The following is a 25,261-nucleotide window of genomic DNA, read 5'->3' on the forward strand; positions in this document are numbered from 1 at the left end:
CACAGCGCGAGCGGGTCAGTGCGCGCGGAACAACACCATCGAGGTGCCGGCGATCTCCAACTCGCTGCCGGGGCCGTGCTCGCCGCCGCCCCCGCCATCCGGATCGTTCGAGTCCCAGAGCAGCGTGTACGAGTGCACGCCCTCGTGTTCGGGCAGGGTGACCGTCACCGCATCCTCGAGCCCGTGTACCACGAGCAGGATGCGGTTGAACGGTTCGAACTCGGGCGTCGACGCCGCGAGGTACTGCAGCGTGCGCTCCTCGGGGGAGTCCCAGTCCTCCACCGACATCGCCAGGCCCTGTTTGTTGTACCAGTCCATCTGTGTGGCGCTCGGCACCGTCTCGCCCCACTTGCCGTAGCGCACGGGTCGCAGCGCGGGGTTCTCTCGCCGCAGTGCGATCAGCTGGCGAGTGACGGTGAGCAGGTCATCCTGCCAGCGTTCGTGCTCCCAGGGCACCCAGGTCAGCTCGCTGTCGTGGCAGTAGGCGTTGTTGTTGCCGCGTTGCGTGCGCCCGAACTCGTCGCCGGCGGTGATCATCGGGATGCCCGCGCTCAGCAGCAGCGTGCCCATGAGGTTGCGCATCGCCTTGCGCCGCACGCCGAGGATCGCCTCGTCGGTGGTGGGACCCTCCACGCCGTGGTTGAACGAGTGGTTGTTGTCGGTGCCGTCCCGGTTGTTCTCGCCGTTGCCGAGGTTGTGCTTCGTGTCGTAGGCGGTGAGGTCGGCCATCGTGAAGCCGTCGTGCGCGGTGATGAAGTTCAGCGAGGCGAGCGGACCCCGCTCGGCGGAGAACACGTGCGCGGACCCGGTGAGCCGGCGCGCGAGCGAGCCGATGCCGTTGGGAGCCGTGCCGTTCGCACGGTCGGCGGCGATGTCGGTGAGCCAGAAGTCCCGCGCGCGGTCGCGGTAGCCGTCGTTCCACTCGGTCCAGCCGCGGGCGGTGCCGGGACCGGGGAAGTTGCCCACCTGCCAGCCGCCCATCCCGACGTCCCACGGTTCGGCGATGATCTTCGACTCGGCGAGCGCCGGATCGTCGCGGATCGCCAGCAGCAGCGGGTGGTCGGTCTGGAACTCGTTCATCTCGTCGCGGCCGAGGGTGGCGGCGAGGTCGAAGCGGAACCCGTCCACCTGCACGTCGTTCGCCCAATAGCGCAGCGAGTCGAGGATCAGTCGCGCGGCGGCGGGGGTCGCGGTGTTCACGGAGTTGCCGCATCCGGTGACATCGACGTACTCGCCGTCGGCGGTCTGCCGGTAGTAGTGCTTGTTGTCGAGGCCCCGCAACGAGGTCGTCGGCCCTCCGAGGCCCTCCTCGGCGGTGTGGTTGTAGACGACATCGAGTACGACCTCGAGTCCCGCCTCGTGCAGCAGCTTGACCATGCCCTTGAACTCGCGCAGCACCGCGCCGGCGCCGCCCGACTGCGCCTCGCGCGTGGCGTAGGCGCCGTGCGGGGTGAAGAAGTTCAGCGTGTTGTAGCCCCAGTAGTTGGTCAGCCCCTGCTTGATCAGGCGCTGCTCACTCACGAACTGGTGCACCGGCAGCAGCTCGATCGTGGTCACCCCGAGATCCTTGAGATAGGCGATCGTGGAGGTATGCGCGAGCCCGGCGTAGGTGCCGCGAAGCTCCTCGGGCAGGTGCGGGTTGAGCTTGGTGAGGCCCTTGGCATGCGCTTCGTAGAGCACGGCGTGGTCCATGGGGATGCGCGGCTTCTCGACACCGCCCCAGTCGAAGTCGTCATCGGGCTGCACATAGGCGCGGAACTCGCCGTTCTGGGTGCGCCACAGGCCGCGAGCGTAGGGGTCGACGAGGTGCAGGCTGGGGTCGAAGGCGTGGCCGGGCTCATTGGGCCCATCGGCGCGCAGCGAGTACTTCACGCCGGGAGCGAGCAGCTTCGAGGTGACGCTCCAGACGTCGCCGGCGCCCTTGGTCAGCGGGATGGTCTTGGCCACCCAGTTGAGGTCGCGGTCGTCGAACAGGCACAACTCGATCGATGAGGCGCTGGCCGACCACACGCGCAGCTCGCCGCCCCTCGGGCCGAGGCGCACGCCCAGACCGTCGAGCGGATCGGCGTCAGGCATGCAGTACAGCGTACTGACCGTGTGCGTCATGCTTGTTACATGGCCGTCTACCTCGATCACGCGGCGACCACCCCGATGCGCAACGAGGTGCTCGCCGCCTATGTCGCCGCGCTGGCCATCGTGGGCAACCCGTCGTCGATCCACTCCTTCGGCCAGCAGGCGAAGGGGATGCTGGAGAGCGCCCGCGAGACGGTCGCCGCCGCGCTCGGGGTCGACCCGATCCAGGTGACGTTCACCTCGGGCGGCACGGAGTCGATCAACCTCGCGATCAAGGGACTGTTCTGGTCCCGGGCGCCACGCAACAGGATCCTCGCGACCCGCGCCGAGCACCACGCGACGATCGACGCGCTCGAGTGGCTGGAGCGGCACGAGGGTGCCGTGATCGACTGGATTCCGGTGGATGCGCTGGGCCGCATCGACCTCGCGGCGCTGGAGGCCGCGATGGGCGACGACGTCGCGCTCGTCACGACCCTGCTCGCCAACAACGAGGTGGGCACGGTGCAGCCGGTGGCCGAGGTCGTGCGCATCGCCGGGGACGTGCCGGTGCACGTCGATGCGGTCGGCGCGCTCGGCCAGGTGCCGCTGCCGGCCGGGCTCGCGGCGGTCAGCATCTCCGCCCACAAGCTCGGCGGGCCGGTCGGGGTGGGCGCGCTCGCCCTCGCGCGCGGCAGCGTCGTGACCCCGCTCATCCACGGCGGGAATCAGCAGCCCTACCGTTCGGGCACGCAGGACGTCGCCGGAGCCGTCGCGCTCGCGACGGCGCTGACGCTGCCGCATCCGGATGTCGCGGCGCTGCGCGACCGGCTCGTCGCCGGCGTGCTCGCGGCCGTGCCCGACGCGGTGCTGCGCGGCGACCCGGTCGACCGGCTGTCCAGCAACGCGCACTTCACCTTCCCCGGGTGCGAGGGCGACTCCCTGCTGTTCCTGCTGGATGCCGCGGGCATCAGCGCCTCGACGGGCTCGGCCTGCCAGGCGGGGGTGCCCGAGGCATCCCACGTGCTGCTCGCGATGGGACTCGACGAGCCCACCGCGCGCGGCGCCCTGCGGTTCACGCTGGGCCACGGCTCCACCGACGCGGACGTCGACGCGCTGCTGGCCGCCCTGCCGCCCGCGGTGGAACGCGCCCGCGCCGCGGGCCTCTCCGGCTGACCGCCCGGTCATCCGCCTCCGACCCAGCCAGTGCGGAGGACGACACGCCGTGCAGCAGGCCCCCAGGGTCCACGACCGGCGTGTCATCCTCCGCATTGGTGCTGCCTACACTGGTTTCCGTGAAGATCCTGGCGGCGATGAGCGGTGGCGTGGACTCCGCGGTTGCGGCCGCGCGGGCGGTGGACGCCGGTCACGAGGTCGTGGGCGTGCACCTCGCGCTCAGCCGTCAGCCCGGCACCCTGCGCACCGGAAGCCGGGGATGCTGCACGATCGAGGACTCGATGGACGCGCAGCGCGTGGCATCCCGGCTCGGCATCCCGTATTACGTGTGGGACTTCTCGGAGCGGTTCAAGGCCGACGTCGTCGACGACTTCGTCGCCGAATACGCCGCGGGCCGTACCCCCAACCCGTGCATGCGCTGCAACGAGCGCATCAAGTTCGCCGCCCTGCTCGAGAAGGCCGTCGCGCTCGGTTTCGATGCCGTCGCGACCGGCCACTACGCCTCGATCGTGATCGGCCCCGACGGCCAGCGCGAGCTGCACCGCGCCGCCGACTGGGCGAAGGACCAGTCCTACGTGCTGGGGGTGCTCACCGCGGAGCAGCTCGCGCACTGCATGTTCCCGCTCGGGTCGACCCCGTCGAAGGCCGAGGTGCGCGCCGAAGCCGCCGAGCGCGGCTTCACCCTCGCTCAGAAGCCCGACTCCCACGACATCTGCTTCATCCCGGACGGCGACACCCGCGGCTGGCTCGCCGACAAGGTCGGCGCCGAGCCGGGGGAGATCCTCGACCGCTCGGGCGCCGTGATCGGCAGCCACGAGGGCGCGCTGGCCTTCACCGTCGGCCAGCGCAAGGGCCTGAACATCGGCTACCCGGCCGATGACGGCAGGCCGCGCTTCGTGCTCGAGGTGCGGCCGAAGCAGAACGCCGTCGTCGTGGGTCCGCGCGAGGCGCTCGCGGTGGGCGAGCTCGCTGGCTCCACCTTCAGCTGGGCCGGTCGGGCGCCGGATGCCGCGACCACCCCCTTCGACGTCGAGGTGCAGGTTCGCGCCCACGCCGACCCCGTGCCCGCGATCGCGCGGCTCGCGCCGCACGCGACGACCGGAGCCCCCGAGCTCGTGATCCGGCCCGCGCAGCCGATCGAGGGCGTCGCCCCGGGGCAGACCGCGGTGATCTACGACGGCACGCGCGTGATCGGCCAATGCACCATCGATCGCACCGTGTCGGCCGCGCCGGTGCCCGTCTAGCCCTCCCGGCGCGTCGGTGGCCGGGCCTAGTCTGGAGAGGTGGCGGACGACGACCTGGAACTCTCGCTCGACGCGGCGCACCGCGAGGTCGAGGCGCTGACCACCCGCATCCTCGAACTGCGCGACGCCTACTACGAGCGCGACGCCGAGCTCGTGCCCGACTCGGAGTACGACGCGATGATGCGCCGTCTCGAAGAACTCGAGCGTCTCTACCCCGAGCTGCAGGGGCAGGACAGCCCGACCCAGACGGTGGGCGGGCGCGCCGCCACGCTGTTCGACCCGGTGCGCCACGCCGAGCGCATGCTGAGCCTCGACAACGTGTTCTCGCTCGAGGAGTTCGCGGCCTGGGCCGCCAAGGTGGAGCGGGACTCCGGTCGCGCCGTCGACTACCTCTGCGAGCTGAAGATCGACGGACTGGCGATCAGCCTGCGCTACGAGAACGGTCGGCTCACGAGCGCCGCGACCCGGGGCGACGGCGTGGTCGGCGAAGACGTCACCGAGAACGTGCGGGCGATCGAGTCGATCCCGACGCGACTGGCCGGCACGGGGCATCCGCCGATCGTCGAGGTGCGCGGCGAGATCTTCTTCCCGGTCGAGGCCTTCCGGGCGCTCAACTCGGAGCAGGCCGAGGCGGGGGAGCGCGTGTTCGCGAACCCGCGCAACGCCGCATCCGGGTCGCTGCGGCAGAAGTCCGAGGGCAAGAGCGCGGCCGGGCTCGACCTCATGCGCCGCCGCCTGTCGCGGTTGAGGATGCTCGTGCACGGCATCGGCGCCTGGCCGAACCCGCCCGTGGCCAGCCAGAGCGAGGTCTACGGTCTGCTCGCCGCGTGGGGCCTGCCGACCAGCACGCACTTCCGGGTGACGGATTCGGCGGCCGGCGCCGAGGAGTTCATTGCCTACTACGGCGAGCACCGCGACAGCGTCGAACACGAGATCGACGGCGTGGTGGTGAAGGTCGACGAGCTCGCCCTGCACGAGGAGCTCGGGGCCACCAGTCGCGCGCCGCGCTGGGCGATCGCCTACAAGTACCCGCCCGAGCAGGTGAACACGAAGCTGCTCGACATCGTCGTCTCGGTCGGTCGCACCGGCCGCGTCACCCCGTTCGCGGTCATGGAGCCCGCCCGCGTCGCCGGCTCCGTCGTGCGGCAGGCGACCCTGCACAACCAGGACGTCGTGAAGGCCAAGGGCGTGCTCATCGGCGACATCGTGGTGCTGCGCAAGGCCGGCGACGTGATCCCCGAGGTGCTCGGCCCCGTGGTCGAGCTGCGCGACGGCACCGAGCGCGAGTTCGTGATGCCGACGCACTGCCCGGAATGCGGCACCGCCCTGGCTCCCGCCAAGGAGGGCGACATCGATCTGCGCTGCCCGAACGCCCGCAGCTGCCCGGCGCAGGTTCGCGGGCGGGTGGAGCACATCGGCAGCCGTGGCGCGCTCGACATCGAGGGACTCGGCGAGGTCGGCGCCGCGGCGCTCACGCAGCCGGATGTGCCGGCGACCCCGCCCCTGATCACCGAGGCCGGGCTCTTCGAACTCACGCTCGCCGACCTCGTGCCGATCGAGGTCGGCGTGCGCGATCCGCTCACCGGCCTGCGCACGGGACGCAGCGAGACCCCCTTCCGTCGGCAGCGCAAGAAGGCCGACGGGCCGTGGGAGCCGGGGCAGCCGGGGGATGCGGACTCGGTGCCCTCCAGCGCCGCGACGAAGCTGCTCGAGGAGCTCGAGAAGGCCAAGACGAAGGAGCTGTGGCGCGTGCTCGTGTCCCTCAGCATCCGCCACGTCGGCCCCGTCGCCGCGCGGGCCCTCGCCGGCTACTTCGGTTCGATCGCGGCGATGCGCACGGCGACCCGCGACGAGCTCGCGGCCGTCGAGGGCGTCGGTCCGATCATCGCCGACGCGCTGATCGACTGGTTCGCCGTCGACTGGCACGACGAGATCCTCACGCGTTGGGCGGATGCCGGGGTGCAGCTCGCGACGCCCGGTCACCCCGGGCCCGGGGCCGCGGCATCCACGGAGGGTCCGCTCGCCGGTCTCACCGTGGTCGCGACGGGCAGCCTGGAGGGATTCACGCGGGAGGGCGCGATCGAGGCGATCATCGCCGCGGGAGGCAAGGCCGCGTCGAGCGTGTCCAAGAAGACGGACTTCGTCGCGGCCGGCCCCGGTGCCGGTTCGAAGCTCGGCAAGGCCGAGCAGTTGGGCGTGCGGATCATCGACGCGCAGCAGTTTGCGAGGCTCCTGAAAGACGGCCCCGACGCGCTCGAGTGAACGCCCGGAGGCACCCTGGAAAATCCTCGAAACTCGTCCCCCGAACGGGGCGTTCTGTCCCCTAAGCTGGTGACGCACGATCGAGCCCCGGTGGGAGGCGGGGCGATGTCGCGCACAATCTGAGGAAGAGACCCGAATTGCTGTTTGACGTCGCAGCTGTTCTATCCGCCTCGGTGGCACTGGGACCCGTCGCCGAGGCCTTTGGCGTGCACGAAATCACGGCATACGACACGGCCGTGGTGCTCGTGCTCGATCTCGCGCCGGTCGTGCAGCCGATCCCCGATGCGCAGCCGGTGACCGACGGCGGATCCCGCTTCGGTCAGGCCGACGGCGTGCTCCGTCAGCTCTCGCAGATCTCGATCTCCGACATCGGCACCTTCGTGGCCGCCAACCCCGCGGCGATCGACTCGCTGCTCACCGATCCGCCTCTGGCCGCCGAGGTCTCGATCTGGTGGAACTCCCTCGACGGTCAACGGCGCGTGGCGCTGCGCTCCGCGACGCCGCAGTTGGTCGGAAACCTCGACGGCATCCCGTTCGTCTACCGCGATATCGCCAACCGCTCGATGCTGACCTCGACCATCGACGACCTCGAGCGCGTCATCGCGAACGAGAACGGCCGAACGGTCGTCGAGAACGCCAAGATGCAGCTGCGCATGCTCACCTCGATCTCCGAGGCGCTGGGGGGCAGGTACGCCGACTCGAGGCGCACGCTCATGAGCCTCGACGTGCGCGGTCAGGGCAAGGCGGCGATCGTGCTCGGCGATCTGCGCACCGCCGACTACGTCACCTTCATGGTCCCCGGCATGTTCTTCACCATCGAGGGGCAGATGGGTTACTGGACGGATGCCGCGGCCCGCCTCGCCGACGAGCAGCGCGCCTGGCTCGCCCTGCTCGGCGACGACCCCGACGCGAGCGTCGCCACCGTCGCCTGGATCGGCTACCAGACGCCGAACCTCACCAACGTCGGCTCGATCGACAACGCGCTCGAGGGCCGCGACCTGCTCGCTGGCGCCATCCAGGGACTGCAGTCGCTGCGCGGTGCCGAGCAGCCGTACATCACCGTGATCGGCCACTCCTACGGGTCGACCGCCGCGCTCATGGCGCTCACCGAGTACGACTTCGAGATCGACGCGCTCGCCGTCGTCGGCTCGCCGGGCAGCCCCGCCAAGTCCGTGAACGAGCTGCACGTGCGCAACGGCAACGTGTACGTCGGAGAGGCTCCCTGGGACCCGGTGCCCGACAGCGCGTTCTTCGGCAGCGACCCCGGATCGGCCGGCTACGGTGCGCATGTCTTCGGCGCGGTCGGCACGACGGATCCGCTCACACACAAGGCGCTCGCCGCATCCTTCGGGCACATCGAGTACTTCAGTCCCGGTACCGAGTCGTTGCGCAACCTCGCGCTCATCGGCATCGGCGAGGGTGCGCTCGTCACCGACGGACGGCCGGCGCCGAGCGGCATCCTCGCTCACTGATCGCGTCACCCCCGGACGGGGCCGCGCGGGTCCACGACCACCGGTGCTACCGTGACGGACGGATCGGGGGACCATGGCCAGGACATCGCGCGCGTTCGCACTCCTGCTCGTGCTGCCGTTGGCGGGCTGCGCCGTTCCGGCGGCCTGGGGTGTGACCGCCGACGACGCACGCACCCATCTGGTGCGCGCCGTCGACCAGACCCAGGAGCTCGCGGGCGGCAGTTGGACGCCGTTGGACGATGCGGTGCCGAGGGGCTGCGTCATCCCGCCCTGGACGGCGGGTTCGCGCGCGTCGGTGCTGCGCATCGGCACGCCGCCGGCCGACCCGCAGACTGCCGCCGAGCTGGTGGATGCCGCGTGGGAGTCCTGGGGCTACGAGGTCACCCGCGCGACCATCGACCCGGTCATCGAGGTGCAGGGGCGCTTCGGCGGGGAGCTCCTCGTGTTCCGCGTGAGCGAGCACGCGATGTCGCTGCAGGGCGAGGGCGAGTGCAGTCCGGCCCGGTGAGTGCATGCTGGAGCGCCGCATAGGATTGTCCGGTGTCCGAGATCACCCCTGAAGTCGTCAGCCACCTGGCCACCCTCGCGCGTATCGCGTTGACCGAGGACGAGATCCGCAGTCTCACGGGCGAGCTCGGCGCGATCGTCGACTCGGTCGCCAAGGTGAGCGAGGTCGCCACCCCGGACGTTCCGGCGACGAGCCACCCGATCCCGCTCGTGAACGTCTACCGGGACGACGTTCCCGGTGTCACGCTCACGACCGAGCAGGCGCTCTCGGGCGCGCCGGAGCACGACGGTTCGCGGTTCAAGGTCTCGGCGATCCTGGGGGAGGAGCAGTGAGCCTCGTCGAGATGTCGGCCGCCGAGCTCGCGGCCAAGCTCGCCTCACGCGAGGTCTCCTCGGTCGAGGTCACGCAGGCCCACCTCGACCGCATCGCGGCGGTGGACGGTGACGTGCACGCCTTCCTGCACATCAACGCGGACGCGATCGACACCGCCGCACTCATCGACGCGCAGCGCGCCGCGGGCGAGCCGCTCGGCGAGCTCGCCGGTGTGCCGATCGCGATCAAGGACGTGCTGTGCACGGTCGGGATGCCATCGACCGCCGGTTCGCGCATCCTCGAGGGCTGGATCCCACCCTACGACGCCACCCCGGTCGCCAAGCTCAAGGCCGCGGGACTCGTGCCGCTCGGCAAGACCAACATGGACGAGTTCGCGATGGGATCGTCCACCGAGCACTCCGCGTTCGGGCCGACGAAGAACCCGTGGGATCTCGAGCGCATCCCGGGCGGATCGGGCGGCGGTTCCGCCGCGGCGGTCGCGGCCTTCGAAGCCCCGCTCGCGCTCGGCTCGGACACCGGCGGCTCGATCCGGCAGCCCGCCGCCGTCACCGGCTCGGTGGGGGTGAAGCCGACCTATGGCGGCGTCTCGCGCTACGGCGCGATCGCGCTCGCATCATCGCTCGATCAGGTCGGCCCGGTCACGCGCAGCGTGCTCGACGCCGCACTGCTGCACGACGTCATCGGCGGTCACGACCCGCGCGATTCCACCTCGCTCAAGGACGTCTGGCCGTCGTTCGCGGCCGCGGCGCGCGAGGGCGCCGCCGCCGAGTCGCTCAAAGGCCTGCGCGTCGGCGTCGTCAAGGAGCTCGACCAGCCCGGCTTCCAGCAGGGCGTCTCCGACCGCTTCCACGAGGCGCTCGAGCTGCTCACCTCGGCGGGGGCGGAGATCGTCGAGGTCTCGGCGCCCCACTTCGAGTACGCGGTGGCGGCGTACTACGTGATCTTGCCGGCCGAGGCATCCAGCAACCTGGCGAAGTTCGACTCGGTGCGCTTCGGTCTGCGCGCCGCGGTGAGCGGCACGGTCGAGGAGGTCATGGCGGCCACGCGCGAGCTCGGGTTCGGCGCCGAGGTCAAGCGGCGCGTGATCCTCGGCACGTACGCGCTGAGCGCGGGCTACTACGACGCCTACTACGGCAGCGCGCAGAAGGTGCGCACGCTCATTCAGCGCGACTTCGCCGCCGCCTTCGACCAGGCGGACGTGCTCGTCTCGCCCGCCGCGCCGACCACGGCGTTCAAGCTCGGCGAGAAGGTCAACGACCCGCTGGCGATGTATCTCAACGACGTCACCACGATCCCCGCCAACCTGGCAGGCGTGCCCGGCATGGGCCTGCCGATGGGCCTGGCCGAGGACGGCCTGCCCGTCGGCTTCCAGATCATGGCTCCCGCCCGCGAAGACGCCCGGCTCTACCGCCTCGGGGCGACCCTCGAGCGCCTCCTCGAGGAGCGCTGGGGCGGACCATTGCTCGCGAAGGCGCCGAGCCTGGGCTGAGCGCCACGTGGCGCGGCTGTCCCGTCACCGCCCCGCGACGCGCTCGCGGTAGCCCTGCTGGTTGACCCGGTTTCCGCAGCGGACGCTGCAGAAGCGTCGCGATCCGTTGCGGGAGAGGTCGAGCAGCACACCGGTGCAGTCCTCGGCGTCGCACACCCGCATCCGGCCCATCTCGTCGGTGCGGATGACGTCGGCGAAGGCGAGCGCGCCCTCCACCCGGATGCGTTCGGCGAGCGGGGCGTCGGCCTCGGTGGCGTGCAAGTGCCAGTCGAAACGGTCGTGACGGATGAGGAACGGCAGAGCGTTCGCATCCCGCAGCCAGGCGTTGACCTCCTCCACGGCGTCGTCGCGCGTCATGCTCCAGACCGCGCGCACCCGGTCGCGGGTCTCATGCACCTCGCGCAGCTCGGCGTCGTCGCGATCGAAGCGGCCGGTATAGCCGTGCTCGTCGAGCAGGGCGATGAGCTGAGCCTGCGTGGCCAGCTCGTCCTCGCCGCTGCGGGAGGCGGTCGGATGCGTATTCGCGAGTGCCGTGAGGAACTCGAGCGTGTCCTCCGTGTCAGGGGCGAAATGCAATTTGAGTCCTTATTCGATCGAGGTCTAGTGTCAGGAGTGTAATCCACTTCACTCATGACGGGCACCGCGCATGATCCGCTCCACGACCTCTCGAGGCCTCCTCATCGGCCTCCTCGCCTCGCTCACGTTCGGCACCTCGGGGGCGTTCATCAAGCCCCTTCTCGAGAGCGGCTGGAGTCCGGCGGCCGCGGTCACCATGCGTGCCGGAGTGGCCGGACTTGTGCTGCTGCCGGTGGCGCTCGTGTCGCTGCGCGGTCGGTGGGATGCCCTGTGGCGGGCCCGCTGGCGCATCCTGGGCATGGCGCTCATCGGTGTGGCCGGCACCCAGTTGGTGTACTTCGCCGCGATCCAGCGCGTTCCGGTCTCCACCGCGCTGCTCATCGAGTACCTCGCACCGCTGCTGCTCGTCGCCTTCGTCTGGGCGACCTCGAGACGGATGCCGCGCCCCGTCGTGCTCATCGGCTCGGTCGTCGCGATCGGCGGCCTCGTGCTGGTGATCGGACCGGGCAGCCTCGTCGCCGCCGACGGTCTCGGTCTCGTCTTCGCCGGGCTCGCGGCGGTCGGTTGCGCCATCTACTACGTGATCGCCGCGCGGCCCTCCGACGGCCTTCCGCCCGTCGCTTTCGCTGCTGCCGGACTGGTCTTCGGCGCGATCGCACTCGGCATCGTCGGCGCGATCGGCATCGTGCCGTTCACGGCGACCTTCGGGGAGGTGCCGCTGCTGGGTGCGAGCGCACCCTGGTGGGTGCCGATCGCGATCGTCGCCGTGGTGAGCACCGCCGTCGCCTACGTCGCCTCGATCGCCGCGTCGGAGATGCTCGGTTCCCGACTGATGTCGTTCGTCGGTCTGCTCGAGGTGGTGTTCGCCTCGTTGTTCGCGTGGGTACTGCTGGGTGAGGCGCTCAGCCCACTGCAACTGCTCGGCGGGGTGCTCATCCTCGTGGGCATCGCCTTCGTGCGCTCCGAGAAGCAGACGGATGCGCCGATCGAGGCCGGGTCGACCGACCCCGACGCTCAGTCCTTGCTGTTGCCGATGAACAGCGAGGCTGCCCCGAGCCCGATCATGAACACGCCGCCGGTCGCCCCGAGCGTCGCGAGGCGACGAGGGGAACGGCCGAACCAGTCACGCGCCAAACCGGCGGCGAGCGCCCAGACGCTGTCGGTCACCAACGCGATCGCCACGAAGAGCGCGCCCAACTCGAGCAGCTGAAGCGGGATCGCCCCCGCCGAGTAGTCGACGAACTGCGGCAGCACGGCGATGAAGAACACGATCGTCTTCGGGTTCGAGACTCCGACGAAGAAGCCCTGCAGCAGCAGGCGCCAGGTCGAGCGGGATGCCGGACCGCTGGTCGCGGCATCCGATCGCTCCCGGCGATGCCGGATGGCCTGCACGCCGAGGTAGATCAGGTAGGCCGCACCGACGATCTTGACGATGGTGAAGATCACCACCGACTGCGCGACCACGATGCCGACGCCGAACGCCACGGCGATCACCACGACGAGTGCGCCGATCGCATTGCCGATCACGCTGAGCAGTCCGCCCAGGCGGCCGAGGGAGAGCGATCTGCCGATGACGAAAAGCACGCTCGGGCCGGGCACGAGGATGAGCGGGATCGCGACGAGACAGAACGCGAGGAGGTTCGCGGTGGGCACCATGAACCGATGTTAGAGCAGGAGCGCGCTCAGGGAACGTTCGTGCGGATCTGCGCCCGCCGGCCGGCGATGAACCAGCCGAGCGCGCCGAACAGCGGCGCGAAGAACACCACGACCACCCAGAGGAACTTGCCGCCGCCGGTGTAGCGCTGGGAGCTCAGGATCGACACCAGGGCAGCGATGAACAGGATGATCTGCGCGATGCCGAGGATGATCCAACCGAGGATGATCACGATGCCGATCGCCTCGCCACGACCGTCGCCCTCGGCCATGGAGATGATGTCGAGCATGTTCGATCCCTTCGTCGTGTCAGCCATACCCTAGCGTTGACGCGGCAGGTAGCGTGGCACGTATCGGGCAAGCACACCCGCGCCCACGAAGCCGAGCACGCCGAGCACGCCGGCCCCGACCGCGAGCGAAGCGGCCGCGGTGATCGCCGACAGCAGCAGTGGCGCGGCCGCCCCGCCGAGCCCGCCGGTGAACCGCCACGCGCCGAGGAAGGGCGCTGGGTTCGCCGGGTCTGCGAGGTCGGCGCCGAGTGTCATCAGGATGCCGCTGCCGAGCCCGTTGGCCAGCGCGAGGATCATCGCCGCGGCGATGAACCACTGCACGTTCGTGGAGAGGTCATGAGTCAGCGCGAGCGCGAGGTGACCGATGCCGAGACCGACCATCGATGGCACGGCGGTCCACAACCGTCCGAACCGATCCATGATCGAGCCGCTGAGGTAGAACAGGGCGAAGTCGACCCCGCCGGCGATGCCGATGACGAGCGCGGCATCCGCATCGCCGACGCCGATGCTCACCGCCCAGAGCGGCAGGATCACCTGCCGACTCGCACGCAGCGCCCCGACCAGCGCCGCACCGAGCCCGAGCCGGGCGAGCACGTCGCGGCGTGCCACGAGCGTGCGGAACAGCCCGGACGACTCCTGCTCGACGAGCGCCTCGCCCTCGCGGAGCTCCCGGCCGGCGAGCCGCACGGTGCGCACCGAACCGAAGGTCGTCGTCGGGTCGGGAAGGGTCACGAGCACGAGCGCCGTGGCGAGGCACGCGATGACATGGATCCAGAACGCGAACGCCACGACGCCCGTCAGCTGGATCACCGCGGCCGTGATGAACGGGCCGACGAAGAAGCCGAGCCGGAACACGCCACCGAGGGTGGAGAGCGCCCGGGCCCGATACGCCAGCGGCACGAAACTGGTCAGGAACGCATGGCGGGCCAGGGCGAACACGGCCGCCGAGAGCCCGACGAGCAGCACGCCGAACGCGAGCGCGACCGGATGCGGCGCGATCAGGCAGATCACGAGCCCCACCACCGACAGCGCGGCGGCGCCGATCATCGCCGGCCGTTCCCCGATGCGCGCGACGAGCCAGCCGCTCGGGATGTTGCCGATCAGCTCCCCGATCAGCAGCAGCGCCGCGACGAGGCCCGCGATCGCGAGCGAGGCCCCGAGGTTGCTCGCGACGAGCGGGATGATCGGGATGATCGCGCCCTCGCCGATCGAGAACAACAGCGTGGGCAGCAGCGCGGGCAGCGCGATCGCGCGCCAACTGAACGGCGGTTCGGCGGTCGACATCGTCTCCGAGCCTATGCCCGGGGCTCGGATGCGGTGCGCCCGGTAGGCTGGACGCCGACATGGATGAACTCGACTTCTCCGGCGAGATCGCGGCCCTTCGGTCCACTTTCGCCGACATCCGCTCCGTCGTCGGCGTCGACCGGCTGCAGGCGGAGATCGCCTCGCTGAGCGAGGAGGCCGGCGTGCCCGACCTCTGGGACGACCCGGAGAAGGCGCAGAAGGTCACGAGCGCGCTCAGCCACCGGCAGTCCGAGCTCGCCCGCATCGAGTCCATCGCATCCCGACTCGACGACCTCGAGATCATGGTGCAGCTCGCGAACGAGGAGCAGGATGCCTCGGCCGCCGCCGACGCCCGCGACGAACTCGCCGCGATCCAGAAGACCCTCGGCGACCTCGAGGTGCAGACCCTGCTCGACGGCGAGTACGACCAGCGCCCGGCGGTCATCACGATCCGCGCCGGCGCCGGCGGGGTGGATGCCGCGGACTTCGCCGAGATGCTCATGCGCATGTACCTGCGCTGGGCCGAGCGGCACAAGTACCCCGTCACGGTGATGGACACGAGCTACGCGGAGGAGGCGGGCATCAAGTCCGCGACCTTCGAGGTGGATGCGCCCTACGCCTTCGGCACCCTGAGCGTCGAGGCGGGCACGCACCGCCTCGTGCGCATGAGCCCGTTCGGTGCGGCGGGCAAGCGTCAAACGAGCTTCGCGGCGGTCGAGGTCATCCCGCTCATGGAGGAGACCGAGGCCATCGAAATCCCGGAGAACGACATCCGCGTCGACGTGTTCCGCTCGAGCGGGCCGGGCGGTCAGTCGGTCAACACCACCGACTCGGCGGTGCGGATCACCCACTTGCCGACCGGCACGGTCGTCTCGATGCAGAACGAGAAGAGCCAGATCCAGAACCGCGCCGCCGCGATGCGCGTGCTGCAGTCCCGGCTGCTCATCCTGCAGAAGGAGCAGGAGGCGGCCGTCAAGAAGGATCTCGCCGGCGTGATCACCGCGAGCTGGGGCGACCAGATGCGCAGCTACGTGCTCGCGCCGTACCAGATGGTCAAAGACCTGCGCACCGAGTACGAGGAGGGCAACCCCTCGAAGGTCTTCGACGGTGACATCGACGGCTTTATCGCCGCCGGCATCAAGTGGCGCAAGCGCGCCGTCGAGCAGTAGCGCGCGAGCGATCCGCGACGGCCCTACCCCTGGGCGAGCACCGACACGTCGTTCCAGTCCTCCCAGGTCTTCAGTCGTCGTTCGTAGTCGGCCTTCGCCAGCGGCAGCGGGCTCGTGCCGAAGAAGACGCGCAGCGGCGGCTCGGCGGCATCCACGATCCGCAGCATCGCCGCGGCCGTCGCGTGCGGGTCTCCCGTGCCGCGGCCCGCGCGCGCCTGGCGGGCCGCCTGCGCCTTCGCGTGCACTTCGGCGTACGCCGGGAGCGGCTCGGAGTGCCGTGCCGACGCACCGCCCCAGTCGGTCGAGAACGCGCCCGGCTCGACGAGCGTCACGTGGATGCCGAACTCGGCGACCTCGGCGGCGAGCGCCTGGCTGAATCCCTCGAGCGCCCACTTGGAGGCGTTGTAGATGCCGATGTTCGGGAACGCCGTGATGCCGCCGATCGACGACACCTGGATGATGTGCCCCGACCCCTGCTCGCGCAGCAACGGCAGCGCCGCCTGCGTGATCCAGAGGGCGCCGAAGACGTTGGTCTCCATCTGCTCCCGCGCCTCCTGCTCGGTGAGCTCCTCGATGAAGCCGAACTGCCCGTAGCCGGCGTTGTTGATCACCACGTCGAGACGCCCGAACCGCTCGTGCGCCTGCTGCACCGCGGCGAAGTCGGCCTCCCGGTCGGTGACGTCGAGTTGGATCGGCAGGATCGCATCCCCGAACCACTCGACCAACTCGTCGAGCATCGCGGTGTCGCGCGCGGTGGCGGCGACCCGATCACCGCGCTCGAGGGCGGCCGTGGCCCATTCACGCCCGAAGCCACGGGACGCGCCCGTGATGAACCACACCTTCTGCGCCATGCTCCGAGGCTAGTATTCCGGCGAGGAGGAGGGAACCGATGACGCAGCCCAGCGAGCCGACGGTATCCGGGTCGTCGCGCGGCCGACCGATCCTCACGACCCTCCTGCGCACGACGGCCGCGGTGGCCGGCCTGTATGTCGCGTATGCCTTCGTGCCGATCGGCATCTTCGATCTCTGGCCGTTCCTGGTATTCGCGGCCGGGGCGGCGCTGTTCGCGCTCGCGCTCATCGGCCAGCTTCGGGCGATCACGATCGCCGACCGGCCGACCCTGCGGGCGATCGAGGCGGTCGGCGTGCTGGTCACCCTGATCAACGTCGCGTTCGCGATCACCTACCTGATGATCGCGGATCAGCATCCCGGTGCGTTCTCGCAGCCGCTCGACAAGATCGGCGCGCTCTACTTCACGACGACGGTGCTCTCCACCGTCGGGTTCGGCGACATCGTCGCCGTCACGGATGCCGCCCGCATCGCCGTCATGGTGCAGATGCTCGTCGATCTGGTGCTGCTCGCCGCCGGGGTGCGACTGCTGGCGGGGGCGGTCGCCCGCGGCCGGGCGGCACGCGAATCCTGACGGCGGGCGCCCCGCAAAGCTGGGAGTCGGCGCGTTCAGCGCGTCGCTGCGAAGTTCGCCTCGCTTCCTGCCTAGGCTCGCACCGATGATCCGCTTCGACTCCGTCACGAAGGCCTACCCGGGCACCACGCGTCCGGCCCTGAACTCGGTGACCCTGGAGATCCTCAAGGGCGAGTTCGTGTTCCTCGTCGGCGCCTCCGGCTCCGGCAAGTCCAGTTTCCTGCGACTCATCCTGCGGGAGGAGACGCCGACCAAGGGCGAGATCCACGTGCTCGGCCAGCAGCTGAACACGCTCGCCAACCGCAAGGTGCCCTACTTCCGGCGCAACCTCGGCGTGGTGTTCCAGGACTTCCGGCTGCTGCCGAACAAGACCGTGTTCGACAACGTGGCCTTCACGCTGCAGGTGATCGGCAAGAGCCGCGGCTTCATCCAGGAGGCCGTGCCCGACGCCCTCAAGATGGTGGGACTCGCCGGCAAGTCGAGTCGCTACCCGCACGAGCTCTCCGGTGGCGAGCAGCAGCGTGTCGCGATCGCGCGCGCCGTCGTCAACAAGCCCGCCATCCTGCTCGCCGACGAGCCGACCGGAAACCTCGACCCGGCCACCTCGGCCGGCATCATGACGCTGCTCGAGCGCATCAACCTCGGGGGCACGACCGTGCTCATGGCCACCCACGACGCGGGCATCGTCAACCAGATGCAGCGCCGGGTGATCGAGCTCGTGACCGGCCAGATCGTGCGTGACGAGCGGCAGGGCGGCTATCAGACCTCGGCGATCCCGGTGCAGGACTTCCCGGTCGGGAGCGCGCTGTGAGATTCGGTCTGATCATGGGCGAGGTCGCGAGCGGCCTGCGCCGCAACGTATCCATGGTGGTCTCGGTGATCCTGGTCACCTTCATCTCCCTGACCTTCGTCGGCGCGGCGATTCTGCTGCAGATGCAGATCACGCAGATGAAGGGCTACTGGTACGACCGTGCGCAGGTCGCGGTCTACCTGTGCACCGACCTCGACACCACCGGCAACTGCACCCAGGCGGAGGCCACCCAGGCGCAGATCGACAACATCGAGCAACGGTTGCAGTCCGAGACGCTCGCCCCCTACATCGAGAAGTACGAGTTCGAGTCACACGAGCAGGCGTACGAGAACTTCCAGAACCAGCTCGGCGACAGCCCGCTGGCCGGATTCGTCACCCCGGAGACCCTGAACGAGAGCTTCCGGGTGAACCTGATCGACCCCTCGGACGCCGACATCCTGATCGAGAGCCTCTCCGGTGAGGCCGGCGTGGAAGACGTGCAGGATCAGCGCGGATACCTCGACCAGATCTTCGCCGTGCTGAACGCCGCCTCGTACACCGCGATCGGCGTGGCGGCGCTCATGCTCGTGGCCGCGGTGCTGCTGATCGCCACCACCATTCGACTCAGTGCGTTCAGTCGGCGGCGTGAGCTCGGGATCATGCGGCTGGTCGGGGCATCGAACCGCTTCATCCAGACCCCGTTCATTCTCGAGGGCGTGTTCGCGGCGGTGATCGGCTCGCTGCTGGCCGGCGGCGCGATCGTGGCGATCGTGCAGTTCTTCGTGCGCGGCTACCTCGCGCCGACGCTCGGGCCGAACACGACGCTCGTGAGTCTGAGCGATGCGCTCGTGGTCGTGCCGATCCTGCTGGTCGTGGGCGCCGCGCTCGCCGCGGCGTCGGCGGGCGTCGCGATCGCGCGCTACCTCAAGGTCTAGCTGGACACCGACGGCGCGACGTGGCACCATCGCGCACGTGAGCACCACGGCCCGCGATCAGCGCCTGCGCGACCTTGCGCGTCTGCGCCGGGTGCGCGACCGCATCGATCGCGAGTACGCGCAGCCACTCGACGTCGAGGCGCTCGCGCGCGGCGTGAACATGTCGGCCGGTCATCTCAGCCGTGAGTTCCGGCTCGCCTACGGCGAACCCCCGTACAGCTACCTGATGACGCGGCGCATCGAGCGGGCGATGGCCCTGCTGCGCCGCGGCGACCTCACCGTCACCGAAGTGTGCATGGCCGTCGGGTGCACTTCGCTGGGCAGCTTCAGCAGCCGCTTCACCGAGCTCGTCGGGGTGCCGCCGAGCGTCTACCGCGAGGTCGTCGCCCCCGTGGAGATGCCATCGTGCGTGGTGAAACAGGTGACGAGACCGGTCAGGAATCGAGAAGCGCCGTCGGTCGGCGTCGATCTAGCCTGAAGCCATGGACATCACGATTCACTCCAGCTTCCTGCCGCAGACCGACCCGGAGGCCGCGATCGCCTTCTATCGCGACCTGCTCGGTTTCGAGGTGCGCAACGACGTCGGCTACGGCGGCATGCGCTGGATCACGGTCGGCCCGGTGGGCCAGCCCGACACCTCGATCGTGCTCTACCCGCCCGCCGCGGATCCCGGCATCACAGAGGACGAGCGCGTCACCATCGACGAGATGATGGCCAAGGGCACGTTCGCGACGATCGTGCTCGCCAGCGCCGAGCTCGACGGCGTCTTCGAGCAGCTCGCTGCCGCCGGCGCGGAGGTGATCCAGGAGCCCACTGATCAGCCGTACGGGATCCGCGACGCCGCATTCCGCGATCCGGCGGGCAACCACGTGCGCATCAACCAGAGCTGACCGACTCGGCCCGGATCGGGCTACGCTGACGGGATCATGGCCGCGCCCGTCATCGAGCTCAGGGATGTCACCATCCGCCACGACCGCGCGGGCGCACCGCCCCTCGTGGTGGTCGAGGGGTACCGGCTCGCGTTGGAGCCCGGCCAGCTGCACTGCCTCGCCGGTCGCAGCGGCTCCGGCAAGACCAGCATCCTGCGGGTGGCCGCCGGGCTCGACCGGCCGGCTGAGGGCGAGGTGCTCTGGCACGGGGAGTCGCTCTCGGCGCTCGGCGACGACGCCGTCACCGCCCGTCGTGCCGAACACATCGGCTACCTCGATCAGGGCGGCGTGCTGCTCGACGGCCTCAGTGCACTCGAGAACGTGCTGTTGCCCGCGGTGCCGTCCGGGCGCAGCCGTGCCCTCGCCGAGCGCGCGGACCTGCTGTTGCAACGACTGGGCGTCGCCGAGCGCGCCGGCCACCGACCGGCCCAGCTCAGCGTGGGGGAGCGGCACCGCGTCGCTCTGGCTCGGGCCCTCGTGCTCGAGCCGGCGGTGCTGCTGGTCGACGAGCCGACGGCGAGCCTCGACCGTCGATCGGCGGACGAGGTCATCGCGGTGCTCGCCGGTCTCGCCGCGAGCGGCGTGGCCGTGCTCGTCGCCGCCCACGACGAGCGGCTCATCGCCGCGGCCCACACTCGCACGAGCCTGGTCTGAACGATGCCGAGCGCCTCCGTCCCGCGTGCGTGGCGCAGGCTGTGGCGCGATCGGCCCCGGGTGCTGGCCGTCGGGCTGCTCGCGTTGACGGCGGTGGCGGCATCCGGACTGCAATCGACCGCGGCCCTCGTGCTGCGGGCCACGCTCGACGAGGGCTGGCGCGGCCCGTACGACATCCTGCTCACCCAGGGCGGCAAGAACCCCGTCGACGACGGGATGCTGCGCACCGATGCGACCGTCGACGCGAGCACCGGCCGGCTCGGCTTCGACGACCTGGCATTCATCCGCTCCCTGCCCGGAGTCGAGGTCGCGGCGCCCATCGCGCTCGTGGCGGTGGCGCCCTCCGATCTCGTCGGCTCGCCCGCGGCGTGGGTGCCGATCCCGGTGGACGCGGCGGCGTCACTCGAGCGCCCGGAGGCGTTCCGGGTCACGATCGCGAGCACGACCACGGATGCCACGGGCGAGCGCCACCTCGCCGAGCAGAGCATCACCGCCCTCGCCTACCAGCCGGTGAGCCTCGTCATCGATGCCGGGCCGGACGGCGACCCGGCCGTCGTCGCGGTGCCGGAGGGCGACGGTCCGGCGCTCCTCGCGCCGGACGGCACCGTGCGACTGGACAGCGGTGCGTACGATCCGGCGACGGGCACGATCGCCATGGGGCTCGCCATCGCCCCCCGCCCGGCCGCGAGCGTGCTGCTCGTCGACCCGGCGGCAGAGCGCGAGCTGCTGGGAGATCGCGGCGCCTTCCTCGACCCCCTGCTCGCCGACATCGACGGGCGCTCGCCCCTGCTCGTGCAGGAGCGAGCGCAGGCGCCGCTGCAGGTGACCGTGACGGTCGAACGGCTGCAGGGCATCGAACCGGGCTCGATCCCGGTGCTGGGCGCCGACGCCGGCGTGTCGGGCAACGGGGCGATCCCGCCGCGCATTCCGAACGATCCCTCGGCCGTCACGATCGCTGAGTACGAGTTCGACGGCTCACCGCTGCTCGACCCGTTCGCCGGGACCGTCCAACTGCTCGGCGGACTCGACGGCGACGCGGTCGAGGTGCGGCCGCGTGGCCGGTCCGTCTCCGTGCCGCGCTCGGTGCTCGGCGGGGACTACCGCGTCGAGGCGGCAACCCGAGTGCTGCTCCCGCGCGGCTACGCGTGGTTCGGCGGCTACTCGCAGGCGCCGATCACTGCGGCGCCGACCGGGTCGGTCACCGACTACGCACGGCTGTTCGGTGCGGTCGGCGCGAATCCGGCGCTCATCGACGGCATCGGTGCCGGCACCGAGATCGTCGGCGGGTTTCGAGCCGAGGACGTGTTCGGCGACGCGATCGCTCGCGCGCCACTCGGTGGCTACGAACTTGCCTCGCCCACGCTCGACGGGGTCGCCCTCCCGACCTCGTTGACCGGATTCGGGGTGCCGGGCACGAACCCGCTCGCGATCGGAACCTTCGACCTGCTCGGCGACACCGACGGGCAGCGCCCGATCACCGCCATCCGCATCCGGGTCGCCGGCATCGACGCCTACACGCCGGAGGCGCAGCAGCGCCTGCTGCAGGCGGCCGCCGCACTGCAGTCGTTCGGCTACACCGCGACGATCGTCGCGGGTTCCTCGCCCGAACCGGTGCCCGTCACGGTGGCAGGGTACGCCTTCGCGCAGACCGATGCCGCCGGACGCCAGCCGCTCGGCGATCTGGGCGTCATCGAGCAGCCCTGGTCCCGGCTCGGTGCGGTCGTCGGGGCGGATGCCGCGGTCTCCGCCACGAGCGTCGCACTCCTGGTCGCGTGCGTGGTCGCCGTCGGCCTGCTGCTCGCGGTCGTGCAGCTCTCCCGCGTGCCACAGCGTCGCGATGCCGCGGGCGTGCTGCGCTGCATCGGCTGGCGTCGCGGCCGGATCCTGCGGTGGTACCTCGCGGAGGATGCGATCGCCCTCGGGGTGCTGGTCGTGATCGGCGCCGCGAGCGTGCTGCTGGCGACGGTGCCCGTCGTGGCCGCGGCGGGGGTGGGCTTCACGATCGCGCTCGCCGTCGTCACCGCGCTCATCGCGGCCGTCGCGGGCTCGCGCGCCGTCACCCACGCCCGCGTCGTCGGGATGCGGTCGGCCGGCACATCCGGACGACGCCCGGCACCGCGCTCCACCGGCGTGCACGCGCCGCGCACGCTCGGTTTGCGCCGGGCGCGCGTGGCACTGGGGTCGGGCGCGATCCTCGGGGTGGCGCTGACGGTCATCGTGGTCTGCGTCGCCCTGGCGTGCGCGGCGTTCGTGCAGGGGCGGGAGCTGGCGGGGCCGAGCGTGCTCGGGGTCGCGGCATCCACGCGGGCCTGGCTGCCGCAGGGCGTGCTCGCGGCGCTCGCCCTGGCCGCTGCCGTCGCCCTCGCCGTGCTCGTGCGACGGGCGAGCCTCGAACGTTCCCGTGATCAGCTGCGCGCCCTCACCGCCATGGGGTGGAGCCGCGCCGATCTCGCCCGCATGCTGCGCACCGAGCTCGCGGTCACGGCGGTACCGGGCCTGCTGGTCGGGCTGGGGATCGCCGCGGGCATCGCGGTGCAGTTGCCGGGCCTGCTGGCACCCGTGCTGGCCGCGGCGGTCGTCGGCGGGGCGCTCGCCGTCGCCGTGGTGCTGCTCGCCGGGCGCGGGCTAGACTGATTGGCTCACCAACCCGACCCGACGCGCCGAGAGGAGTCAACCATGCCCAGGGAACGCGGCCAGAAGGTCGTCGCCAGCAACCGCAAGGCCCGGCACGACTACCTCATCGAGGACACCTACGAGGCGGGTCTCGTGCTCACCGGCACCGAGGTCAAGTCGCTTCGGCAGGGCCGCGCGAGCCTCGTCGACGGCTACGGGTTCATCGACGGCGGGGAGGCATGGCTCGACGCCGTGCACATCCCCGAGTTCAACCAGGGCTCCTGGAACAACCACCCGCCGCGTCGCAAGCGCAAGATGCTGCTGCACAAGGAGCAGATCCTCAAGATCCACAACAAGATCAAAGAGGGCGGCTACACGCTCGTGCCGCTGTCGATCTACTTCAACGACGGCAACGCCAAGGTCGAGATCGCGGTCGCCAAGGGCAAGAAGGAGTACGACAAGCGGCAGGCGCTGCGCGAGCGGCAGGACAAGCGCGAAGCCGATCGCGCGATCTCGGCGCGCAAGAACCTGGGCGACTAGGGCTAGGGCATCGGCCGATAGAGGTCGCCGGTGAGCGCCGAGCCGTCGAGTGCGACGACGGCGCAGAGGGCGATGGTGTCGCCGGCCTCGTATTGCTCCTGGCTCGGCACGGCGATCCCGACCAGGTCGTGGGTTTTGGCATCGACGGAGTCCTCCACGAACAGGCCGTACTCCAGGTAGCGATCGCAGATCTCTTCGGCCATAGTGGTCATCGCACTGAACGCGCTGTAGACGTTGGTGACGACCGAGAGGTCCATCGAGGCGACCACCTGCTGAGGATGCTCGATCTGGCAGTCCACGACGGTCCAGGTCGCGAGGTCAACGCCATCCTCGGCGAGGCAGGATCCGAGTTTCAGATCGGCTGCGGCGGTCGCCCCAAGCGCTGGCGTCGGGTTGGCCAGCACTGCGCGGAACCCAACGGTCGCGATGATGGCGACCACGACGGCCGCCGCAGCGATGAGGCCGATGCGTGCCCAGCGTGGCCCGCGCTCGGCGTCGGCAGTGACGGTCTGGGTCGGCTCGGAAGCGGTCACAGCGATACGTTAGCGGGATGCGCGAGCCGTTCCAGCACGCGCGCCGCGGAATGGTTGAATGCTCGCATGTCCACCGATCGTTCGCCGCACTCGGTGGAGATCGTCACGGCGGTGATGCTCGGTCTCATCTCGGTCGTGACCGCCCTCGGCGCTTTGCAGTCCGCGGTCTGGACCGGCGTCGCCGACGAGTTCGAACGGGACTCGATCGACGCCCGAGACGTGAGCGTCAACCAGTCCGTGCTGGCCGAGTACGCCCGTCGAGTGGACACTGAGGCCAGCGCGGAGGCGCGCCGCTATGCCGAGCTCGCGTCCACGACGAGTGATCCACTCGAAGCCGTGCTCAACGAGACGCTCGCCAACGCCTCCCTCAATCGTGCGACCCCAGGCCTTGCCGCACCGTGGGGTGCATGGCGGGAGTCCGGCTTCAGCGCGCAGATCGAGCCCTTGCGGCATCCCGACTATCTCGCGGCCCGCGACGGGCGCTACCAGTCCTATGGCTACACGGCGGGCGAGCTGGCGGCGTTCTCCGACGAGATGCGTTCGAAGTCCTCGGTGCTCGCGCAGGCATCACTCATCCAGGCACTTGCGCTCTTCCTGTTCGGCATCGCGGGGGTCAACCGCCTGCAGCCCGTGCGGATCGCCGTGCTGGGCCTCGGCATGGTCGTCTTCCTCGGTGGGCTCGCCCTCGCTTCGGCAGCCTTCTAGGAGCGCGCATGACCACGACATCCCGCGACCGGCTCGAGATCGTCATCGCGATCCTCCTCGGCCTGGTCTCTGTCGCGACCGCATTCGGGGCGTATCAGGCGGCGGCGCTCACGCAGCAGGCCGCCGAGTTCTCCGCCGTCTCGCAGCAGTTGCGCGACCGCAACCTCACCGAGGCGCTCACCTCGCAGCTCATCTCGAGAGATGACACGTCGAAGCTGCTGGAGGCGATCGCCCTCAGTGCCGAAACCACCCTCTACCCCGAACGGCTGGCCGAGGTCACCGCTGAGCAGGAGTTCTTGATCGGCAGTGCGAGTCCCGAACTCGTCGTGGCCTGGCACGCTTGGGTGGAGTCCGAATTCGCCGAAGAACTCGTGCCGATCAGCGCCCCCGACTATCAGGCGGCGTTGTTTGCCGTGCCGCAATCCCTGCAATACGCCTCGTACGAGGCTGATCGCCTGGCCGACACGGTCAGCGCCCGAGCGACGACGTTCACACTCGCCGCGGTCGTGTTCGCGATCTCGCTCTTCCTGCTCGGTGTTGCCGGGGTGATCGTCAGTAGCAGGCTCGCTGTGTGGCTCGCCGGGGGAGCCGGCTTCGCACTGCTCGTCGGGCTCGCGATCACGCTCTTCTGAGG

25 protein-coding genes and 1 pseudogene are annotated in these 25,261 nt (G+C 70.4%); 19 read left to right on the plus strand and 7 right to left on the minus strand.

What is annotated here, in order from left to right; translation table 11 throughout:
- Nucleotides 1–15: 15 nt before the first annotated feature.
- Nucleotides 16–2,076, minus strand: coding sequence for a glycogen debranching protein GlgX (glgX, locus tag PYV02_RS11065; protein ID WP_275759081.1), 2,061 nt, complete (start codon nt 2,074–2,076; stop codon nt 16–18).
- Nucleotides 2,077–2,115: 39 nt separating this feature from the next.
- On the opposite strand from glgX, the gene PYV02_RS11070 reads away from it, so the two are divergent.
- The 7 genes from PYV02_RS11070 (at nt 2,116) to gatA (ending at nt 10,533) form a co-directional block, all read left to right on the plus strand.
- Nucleotides 2,116–3,225 carry a cysteine desulfurase family protein gene (locus PYV02_RS11070; protein WP_275759082.1) on the plus strand — a complete coding sequence of 370 codons (1,110 nt, stop codon included), beginning with the start codon at nt 2,116–2,118 and terminating at the stop codon, nt 3,223–3,225.
- A gap of 119 nt (nt 3,226–3,344) precedes the next feature.
- Entirely contained in the window at nt 3,345–4,469 is a 1,125-nt protein-coding gene (gene mnmA, locus PYV02_RS11075; RefSeq protein ID WP_275759083.1) for a tRNA 2-thiouridine(34) synthase MnmA, read from the plus strand.
- A gap of 39 nt (nt 4,470–4,508) precedes the next feature.
- On the plus strand, nt 4,509–6,731 hold the full coding sequence (ligA, locus tag PYV02_RS11080; RefSeq protein WP_275759084.1) for an NAD-dependent DNA ligase LigA: 2,223 nt from the start codon (nt 4,509–4,511) through the stop codon (nt 6,729–6,731).
- A gap of 206 nt (nt 6,732–6,937) precedes the next feature.
- On the plus strand, nt 6,938–8,203 hold the full coding sequence (locus PYV02_RS11085) for an alpha/beta hydrolase (RefSeq protein WP_275759085.1): 1,266 nt from the start codon (nt 6,938–6,940) through the stop codon (nt 8,201–8,203).
- Nucleotides 8,204–8,276: 73 nt separating this feature from the next.
- Nucleotides 8,277–8,711 (plus strand): hypothetical protein, encoded by a 435-nt coding sequence (locus PYV02_RS11090; RefSeq protein ID WP_275759086.1) that lies wholly within the window; start codon nt 8,277–8,279, stop codon nt 8,709–8,711.
- A 32-nt stretch (nt 8,712–8,743) separates the two neighbouring features.
- Nucleotides 8,744–9,043 (plus strand): Asp-tRNA(Asn)/Glu-tRNA(Gln) amidotransferase subunit GatC, encoded by a 300-nt coding sequence (gene gatC, locus PYV02_RS11095; RefSeq protein WP_275759087.1) that lies wholly within the window; start codon nt 8,744–8,746, stop codon nt 9,041–9,043.
- Between the two features lie 11 nt (nt 9,044–9,054).
- Entirely contained in the window at nt 9,055–10,533 is a 1,479-nt protein-coding gene (gene gatA / locus PYV02_RS11100; RefSeq protein WP_275759177.1) for an Asp-tRNA(Asn)/Glu-tRNA(Gln) amidotransferase subunit GatA, read from the plus strand.
- A gap of 24 nt (nt 10,534–10,557) precedes the next feature.
- Here the strand turns inward: gatA and PYV02_RS11105 are convergent, their stop codons facing one another.
- Complete coding sequence (locus tag PYV02_RS11105; RefSeq protein WP_275759088.1) at nt 10,558–11,109, minus strand: CGNR zinc finger domain-containing protein; 552 nt, start codon at nt 11,107–11,109, stop codon at nt 10,558–10,560.
- A gap of 70 nt (nt 11,110–11,179) precedes the next feature.
- Between PYV02_RS11105 and PYV02_RS11110 the strand changes: the two are divergent.
- Nucleotides 11,180–12,055: pseudogene (locus PYV02_RS11110) on the plus strand (EamA family transporter); the annotation flags it as partial.
- 68 nt (nt 12,056–12,123) lie between these two features.
- Here the strand turns inward: PYV02_RS11110 and PYV02_RS11115 are convergent.
- The 3 genes from PYV02_RS11115 to PYV02_RS11125 are packed head-to-tail and all read right to left on the minus strand — an operon-like array spanning nt 12,124 to nt 14,336.
- Entirely contained in the window at nt 12,124–12,765 is a 642-nt protein-coding gene (locus PYV02_RS11115; protein ID WP_275759089.1) for a LysE family translocator, read from the minus strand.
- Nucleotides 12,766–12,791: 26 nt separating this feature from the next.
- Nucleotides 12,792–13,079 (minus strand): PLD nuclease N-terminal domain-containing protein, encoded by a 288-nt coding sequence (locus PYV02_RS11120; protein WP_275759090.1) that lies wholly within the window; start codon nt 13,077–13,079, stop codon nt 12,792–12,794.
- Nucleotides 13,080–13,082: 3 nt separating this feature from the next.
- On the minus strand, nt 13,083–14,336 hold the full coding sequence (locus PYV02_RS11125; RefSeq protein ID WP_275759091.1) for an MFS transporter: 1,254 nt from the start codon (nt 14,334–14,336) through the stop codon (nt 13,083–13,085).
- Nucleotides 14,337–14,395: 59 nt separating this feature from the next.
- Here PYV02_RS11125 and prfB point away from each other — a divergent pair, with 59 nt between their 5' ends.
- Entirely contained in the window at nt 14,396–15,505 is a 1,110-nt protein-coding gene (prfB, locus tag PYV02_RS11130; protein ID WP_275759092.1) for a peptide chain release factor 2, read from the plus strand.
- Nucleotides 15,506–15,528: 23 nt separating this feature from the next.
- On the opposite strand, the gene PYV02_RS11135 is transcribed toward prfB, so the two are convergent.
- Nucleotides 15,529–16,356: an SDR family oxidoreductase gene (locus tag PYV02_RS11135; RefSeq protein ID WP_275759093.1), complete on the minus strand. Its 828-nt coding sequence runs from the start codon at nt 16,354–16,356 to the stop codon at nt 15,529–15,531.
- Nucleotides 16,357–16,394: 38 nt separating this feature from the next.
- On the opposite strand from PYV02_RS11135, the gene PYV02_RS11140 reads away from it, so the two are divergent.
- The 8 genes from PYV02_RS11140 to smpB all read left to right on the plus strand — a co-directional run bounded on the left by PYV02_RS11140 (nt 16,395) and on the right by smpB (nt 23,389).
- Nucleotides 16,395–16,928 carry a potassium channel family protein gene (locus PYV02_RS11140; RefSeq protein WP_275759094.1) on the plus strand — a complete coding sequence of 178 codons (534 nt, stop codon included), beginning with the start codon at nt 16,395–16,397 and terminating at the stop codon, nt 16,926–16,928.
- Between the two features lie 85 nt (nt 16,929–17,013).
- Entirely contained in the window at nt 17,014–17,739 is a 726-nt protein-coding gene (gene ftsE, locus PYV02_RS11145; protein WP_275759095.1) for a cell division ATP-binding protein FtsE, read from the plus strand.
- Entirely contained in the window at nt 17,736–18,653 is a 918-nt protein-coding gene (gene ftsX, locus PYV02_RS11150; protein ID WP_275759097.1) for a permease-like cell division protein FtsX, read from the plus strand. Before ftsE ends, ftsX begins: the two co-directional genes overlap by 4 nt.
- A 37-nt stretch (nt 18,654–18,690) precedes the next feature.
- Nucleotides 18,691–19,131, plus strand: coding sequence for a helix-turn-helix transcriptional regulator (locus tag PYV02_RS11155; protein WP_275759098.1), 441 nt, complete (start codon nt 18,691–18,693; stop codon nt 19,129–19,131).
- A gap of 4 nt (nt 19,132–19,135) precedes the next feature.
- A complete protein-coding gene (locus PYV02_RS11160; RefSeq protein WP_275759099.1) occupies nt 19,136–19,543 on the plus strand; it encodes a VOC family protein in 408 nt (135 codons plus the stop codon).
- A gap of 36 nt (nt 19,544–19,579) precedes the next feature.
- Complete coding sequence (locus tag PYV02_RS11165; RefSeq protein ID WP_275759100.1) at nt 19,580–20,236, plus strand: ABC transporter ATP-binding protein; 657 nt, start codon at nt 19,580–19,582, stop codon at nt 20,234–20,236.
- 3 nt (nt 20,237–20,239) lie between these two features.
- On the plus strand, nt 20,240–22,870 hold the full coding sequence (locus tag PYV02_RS11170; protein ID WP_275759101.1) for an ABC transporter permease: 2,631 nt from the start codon (nt 20,240–20,242) through the stop codon (nt 22,868–22,870).
- Nucleotides 22,871–22,912: 42 nt separating this feature from the next.
- Nucleotides 22,913–23,389 (plus strand): SsrA-binding protein SmpB, encoded by a 477-nt coding sequence (gene smpB / locus PYV02_RS11175; RefSeq protein ID WP_275759102.1) that lies wholly within the window; start codon nt 22,913–22,915, stop codon nt 23,387–23,389.
- A gap of 2 nt (nt 23,390–23,391) precedes the next feature.
- Here the strand turns inward: smpB and PYV02_RS11180 are convergent, their stop codons facing one another.
- Complete coding sequence (locus PYV02_RS11180; protein ID WP_275759103.1) at nt 23,392–23,922, minus strand: septum formation family protein; 531 nt, start codon at nt 23,920–23,922, stop codon at nt 23,392–23,394.
- 66 nt (nt 23,923–23,988) lie between these two features.
- Here PYV02_RS11180 and PYV02_RS11185 point away from each other — a divergent pair, with 66 nt between their 5' ends.
- Together PYV02_RS11185 and PYV02_RS11190 are read left to right on the plus strand one after the other, a co-directional pair.
- On the plus strand, nt 23,989–24,627 hold the full coding sequence (locus PYV02_RS11185; RefSeq protein WP_275759104.1) for a hypothetical protein: 639 nt from the start codon (nt 23,989–23,991) through the stop codon (nt 24,625–24,627).
- An 8-nt stretch (nt 24,628–24,635) separates the two neighbouring features.
- Complete coding sequence (locus PYV02_RS11190) at nt 24,636–25,259, plus strand: hypothetical protein (protein WP_275759105.1); 624 nt, start codon at nt 24,636–24,638, stop codon at nt 25,257–25,259.
- Nucleotides 25,260–25,261: the final 2 nt, after the last annotated feature.

Origin of the sequence: Antiquaquibacter metalliresistens (genome assembly GCF_029211225.1) — a bacterium.
GTDB classification, from domain to species: Bacteria; Actinomycetota; Actinomycetes; order Actinomycetales; family Microbacteriaceae; genus Rhodoglobus; species Rhodoglobus metalliresistens.